At 63.9% G+C, this 5635-nt stretch carries 4 protein-coding genes and 1 pseudogene; 2 read left to right on the top strand and 3 right to left on the bottom strand.

Features of this window, described 5'->3' with window-relative positions; all coding sequences use genetic code 11:
* Positions 1-225 precede the first annotated feature (225 nt).
* Positions 226-983 (top strand): annotated as a pseudogene (locus AC1DJT_RS33875) (IS5 family transposase).
* A 13-nt stretch (positions 984-996) separates the two neighbouring features.
* Here the strand turns inward: AC1DJT_RS33875 and AC1DJT_RS33880 are convergent.
* On the bottom strand, positions 997-2172 hold the full coding sequence (locus AC1DJT_RS33880) for a hypothetical protein (protein ID WP_476835793.1): 1176 nt from the start codon (positions 2170-2172) through the stop codon (positions 997-999).
* Between the two features lie 269 nt (positions 2173-2441).
* Positions 2442-3329, bottom strand: a complete 888-nt coding sequence (gene yghX, locus AC1DJT_RS33885; protein ID WP_476835794.1) for a YghX family hydrolase — start codon at positions 3327-3329, stop codon at positions 2442-2444.
* A gap of 520 nt (positions 3330-3849) precedes the next feature.
* Here yghX and AC1DJT_RS33890 point away from each other — a divergent pair.
* On the top strand, positions 3850-4416 hold the full coding sequence (locus tag AC1DJT_RS33890) for a manganese efflux pump MntP (RefSeq protein ID WP_441507919.1): 567 nt from the start codon (positions 3850-3852) through the stop codon (positions 4414-4416).
* 3 nt (positions 4417-4419) lie between these two features.
* Here the strand turns inward: AC1DJT_RS33890 and AC1DJT_RS33895 are convergent, their stop codons facing one another.
* Entirely contained in the window at positions 4420-5313 is an 894-nt protein-coding gene (locus AC1DJT_RS33895; protein ID WP_441507920.1) for a LysR substrate-binding domain-containing protein, read from the bottom strand.
* Positions 5314-5635 lie beyond the last annotated feature (322 nt).

Raw genomic sequence — 5635 nt, forward strand, 5'->3', positions numbered from 1 at the left:
CAGAGCCCTCAGGCTCTCTTGACTATGCTGTATCGCTCGACGAACCGCCTCTGTCGTCGTGGCGCTCCCATGGTGAACCTGGCCCATAGCGCCTCCTTCCACTCACGCGAAAAGACTGCACCATCAAAGCCCGGGATCAAACAGCTAGGGCGGATCGACATTCAGGATTCACAACTGGCGCGATGTCTGATTCATGGGGTTCCGTGTTGAGACGCGGAGCCAATGATGGGGATCAAGMGCTACGAGCTGAATGAGGCGCAATGGCTGCGGATTGCGCCCTTGCTGCCCGGCAAGTCGAGCGATCCAGGTCGGACGGGCTCGGATAACCGCCTGTTTGTGAACGGTTGTCTGTGGGTTCTGCGCTCTGGTGCCCACTGGTGTGACCTGCCCGAGCRCTATGGCAAGTGGAAGACGGTGCATCGGCGTTTCAGTCGCTGGTGCCATACCGGGGTGTGGGAGKCGGTGTTCAACGCGCTGACCGCCGACCGTGATAACCAATATCTGATGCTCGACAGCACCATCGTGCGCGCCCATCAGCAAGCGGCGGCGGGAAAAGGGGGGCCAAGGACCAGGCGCTGGGGCGTTCCAGAGGGGGACTGACCACCAAGGTCCACATGCTCGCCGACAGGCTCGGTCGGCCCTTGCGGTTGCGCATCACGCCCGGCCAGGCCAGCGACATCACAGCCGCTCCCGATCTCCTCGCAGGTCAGGAAGCCGATGCGGCGCTCGCCGACAAAGCCTATGACAGCAACGATTTGCGCAACCAGATTGCCGCAATGAAGGCACAGGCGGTGATCCCGTCCAAGCGCAACCGCAAGGTCTTCATCCCTCACGACGGCGAGATCTACAAACACCGCAACCGGATCGAGCGATGCTTCAATCGCCTCAAGCACTTCCGCCGCTTCGCCACACGCTACGACCGCAGAACCATCCACTTCACAGGCTTCGTCCACCTCGCCGCAGCAATGATATGGCTACGCTGAATGTCGATCCGCTCTAGAACTCGTAGGAGATCTTCAATTTGGCCTGGTGACGGGCGAAGTTGTCGAGATCGAGCCGCCGGCCTGGCGTGGCTTCCGACTTCCCGGCAATCTGGGCGGAGTAGGCCGCGGAGATCGACACGGTCTCGCTGAGCTTGGCGTAGAGGGTCGGGCCGACGAAGACGGCGTGTCCTTCGAAGCTGTTCAACCCGAGCCCGGCATAGGAGCGCAAATAGCGAACCTMGCCGCCGATAAAGACATTGGGGTTGATCTGGATCGCGAGTGCTCCCGAGAGCCCGAGGAGAGAGGACCGCTCCGCTGACTTGCGCCGCGCGGACGCGACGCATGTCTCCAGGGCGTCGTCCTCGGCATAGGGCTGGCACGGCCCGGATAACACGCCTTCCAAGGGCTCGGCTTCGCCATTGAACAGGTTTACGCCGCGCGGGCGGAATTTCTCCAGTTCGTAGATCAGGTTGAGTCCACCGAACAACCTCCTGGGAACAAGTTCGGCATCAAGCGCGATCCGCCCCTCCAGCCCCACGCCCCGGCCACGCCCGCCAGCCTCCGCGTCGCGAAAGCTCGCGCCCGGCTCGACGATAAAGGTCAGGCCGACGGGCGAGGCGTCTCCCCGCTTGATAGCCTGCCATTTCAACTCGGCGGCAAAGCCACCGAAGCCGCCGCCGTGGCGATTGTCCAGTCCCGGTACGTCGCGGATCGAGACGCGGTTGCCGACCGCCCCCAACTCGATGCTGAGCCCGTCGACCGGGGCGAACGCAAAGCTGCCACCCAGGCCTCCCGTCCGATACCGGCCGAGGCGCTTGCCGAATGCACCCTCGCCGGCGCCGGAGATTTCGAACTTGCCCTTTTCGAGGATGCTGGTGCCCTCCGTAAAGCCGAACATGTCCTCGGTTTCGGCGCCCTCCTCGGCGTCATCGTCATCCCGGCTGCTCTTGCCGCCGCCACTGGCGCTGGCCTTGAGGACCCCGACACAGTCGTCGAACTGGCGTTCGCCGGCCTCCCGCTCCGCCCGGCGCAGCGTGCCGAGAAGTGTGTCCCGGTCGGGAGGGGCAGGTCTTGCAGCAGTCGCGCTGCGCAGGCGCGCGATGCCGGCGAGGCACTCGCTGCGCTCATCGGCATGGGTTGGGAGAGCCGTGAACAGAAGAGCGGCAGTCGTGGTCAAGACAAGGCGCATGGGACCTCGCGGGAACGATAGGCTGCAGCGCTCGGGATCATGAGGCTGATTCGGCTATAAACCGAGCCCAAGCGTCACGAACAGAATGTGCGCTCTCGCGGAGCACGTCCCCGAACAGCGCGTGCCCACCCTTGGCCCTTGCACGCCCAGGCGCAGTACTCCGCGCAGAGCGAACGGCCCATGGCCGTCCTACCCCGTGCGGAGACCGCGAATTCTGGCGCGCCCCGGTCGCTCTCACCCACGCTCGGGCGGGATGAGGCTCCGCTCGTTCAACTCAGGTAGCGCTTGAACCAKGCGATGGTCCGGTCCCAGGCCAGCTTGGCGGCCGCTTCGTCATAACGGGGGGTGGAGTCGTTGTGGAAGCCATGATTGGCGCCTGGATAGATATAGGCCTCATAGGTTTTCCCGCCCGCCTTCAAGGCCGCCTCATAGGCCGGCCAGCCGGCATTGATGCCGGTGTCGAGAGCGCCGTAATGGATCAGGAGCGGCGCCTTGATCCGCGGCACGTCCTCGGYGCGGGGCTGACGGCCATAGAACGGCACGGCCGCGCCGAGTTCGGGATAGGCGACGGCAGCCGCGTTGGCGACGCCACCGCCATAGCAGAAGCCGGTGATGCCGACCTTGCCGGTGGTCTGATCGCTCTTCATCAGGAATTCGATGGCCGCGAAGAAGTCATTCATCAGCTTCTCCGGATTGACCTGCTGCTGCAGTTCTCGGCCCTTCTCGTCATTGCCGGGATAACCGCCGACGGAGCTCAGGCCATCCGGAGCAAGCGCGATGAAGCCGGCCTTCGCGACCCGGCGCGCGACATCCTCGATATAGGGGTTCAAACCGCGGTTCTCATGCACGACGACCACCGCGGGGACGCGGCCGGATAGTTTTGCCGGACGCACCAGATAGCCGCGGACATCGCCATTCCCCTTCGGCGAGGGGTAGGTGAGGTAACTGGCGGTGATATCGGGGTCCGTGAACGAGATCTGTTGCGCGAGCGCGTAGTCGGGGCTCATCGAGGCCAGGATCGACGCCGCCGTCATGCCACCCACGGCGAATTTGCCGGCGCGATCGAAAAACTCGCGCTTGGTGATCCGTCCGTGCGCATAATAGTCGTACAGTTCGAGCAGTTCCTGCGGAAAATCCTTGGCGGTCAGGCGCGGCACAGTCGTTCTCCCCTGTGGTGTTATTGGCATCACGCGGCCGATCCTACGCGCCGGACCATTCCTGTCTTGGGAATTCCGGTTGCTGCCGTTTCAAGATCGCGTGTTTGACGTCCGGCAGGGACAGGACTGGTGCAAGCGCGATAGTCGAGAGGCACGAAATCGGCCTGGCGGATGTGCCCCTCCCCGCGTGATCTCACCAGCCGTAGCCTTCGACGCAGAGGTCGTCGAGCGCGCCCGGCGTCGCTTCGGCAGGGCCGCGGCATTCTTCTACATGCAAATGCGTCTCAATGCTAAGAATTTGAAATCGTTATCGAATTGACATCATGAGCGTGATTCACTAGGTGCAGACGCATCGGGGAGTAGCGGCGTGCTTCGGCGCGCGATCGCATCAACACGCTCGCGGCGAGGACTGCGTGGTGCGATCAGCCGGATGATTTCGGCCAAGCGAGACCGTGACGGAGAGGCCTTGCGGACAAGGCCCGAGATCCGTCTGGTCCTCCGTCCGCAATTTGAGACTGCCATGTCACCTGCTTCTATCGCCGTGCTCGCCGTGGGCATGTCCGTCGACGCCCTGCTGGCCTCGATCGGGCGGGGCGCCGCCTCCAGCCGCCCGCGTTTCACGCAGGCGCTTCGCACCGGTGTGGTCTTCGGCATCGTTGAGGCCATCACGCCGCTCATAGGCTGGGCCGCGGGGTTTGCCGCAAGCCAGTATGTCGCGGCCGTCGACCACTGGATCGCCTTCGTTCTGCTCGGCATCGTCGGCGGGCGCATGCTCCTGCATTCCATGAAGCCTGCGGCCGAGCGCAATGATGCTGCGCATGGCAACTCGCTCTGGGCCCTGATGGCGACCGCGATCGGCACCAGCATCGATGCCATGGCGGTCGGCGTGTCGCTCGCCTTCCTGGACGTGAACATCTTCGTCGTCGCGCTGGCCATCGGCTTTGCGACATTCGTGATGTCGACGGGGGGCATGATGGCCGGCAACCTGGTCGGCGCCAAATTCGGGCGCTGGGCCGAGCGGATCGGCGGTCTCGCCCTCATCGGCCTCGGCACCTCGATCCTGTTCAGCCACCTGATAGCGGGCTGAACCTCAACCCCGCTCGAATGCGGCCCAGACGGCCTCGGCAACGGGCCCCTGACGGGCCATGGGACGAAACAGCCGGATCTCAATCGGTATGGCCAGGCCGGGATCACCGGCCTGGACCAGTCGGCCGAGCGACATATCCTCCTCCGCCAATGTTCGGGGCAGCCATGCGACCCCGTCTCCGGCGCGCGCCATCGAGAGCAATGTGGCGGCGAGGTGCGATGTAAAGACCGTCTCCAGCGCAACATTTCGATCTGCAGCGCGCCGAAGCCCGGTAATGATCCGCCCCAGGCCGGACTGCTCGCTGTAACCGAGATACTTGACCGGCACAGTGCGCTCGAGCCGCCAGCGCGGCGCCCCATCCTGGTCGGGCGCACAAAGCGGCACGAGCGTATCGGCCCCGACCACGATGCTCTTGAACTGGCTGGTTTCGACCCGGCTGCCAATGCTGGGGTGATGGTGGCAAAGCAGGAACTGCACATCCCCCCGCAGCATCATCTGCTCGCAGGCCTGCATGCTGTCGGAGATCAGGTTGAGGGTCCCAAGGGCCAGGATCTTCTCATTTCCACGAACCCATTTCGGAAAGAACGTGAAGGAAAGGGCGTGGGTTGCCGCGATAGACAACGGACCGGCGCCACGTCCGGCAACCTCCAGGGTATCGCGCCGCAACTGATGCAACGCGCGTGTCAGAACCTCCGCCTGATTGCGGAACTGCTCGCCTGCCGGTGTCAGCGCKACGCTATGCGTGGTGCGGATGAACAAGGGCGCACCGATCCAATCCTCAAGCGCGCGGATCCTCCGGCTGAAGGCCGGCTGGGTCACGTGCCGTGCAGAAGCGGCCCTGGAGAAATTCAAGGCATCAGCCAGCGCCAGGTAATCCTCAAGCCAGATCAGTTCCATTGGTAATGCCTAAAACGCATGATCAATTCCGGCAACAGCATTGGCGTTTGCCGCAAAGCAGTTCTAACCGTCGCTCCCGTCGTCATCTGCGGCTGTTCCCGCCCCTCAGCGGAGGTTCCGCCGGACGGCGCCCGAACAGAGGCAAGCAAGCGCCTCGCGGAACGGAATGGGGCGCCTTATCGAATGGAAAACTGGTCAATAATCAGCAGGATCAGCGAATTCTGCCTCCAGCGTCGATCGACCTTCGAGCAGGTTCGGACGGGCCTCGCCCAAGGTCGACACCAGCTTGCAGCGGATCGCCCAGGCTTCACCAGGCGAGCGA

This window comes from Allobosea sp. 05T422_2 (genome assembly GCF_056396265.1).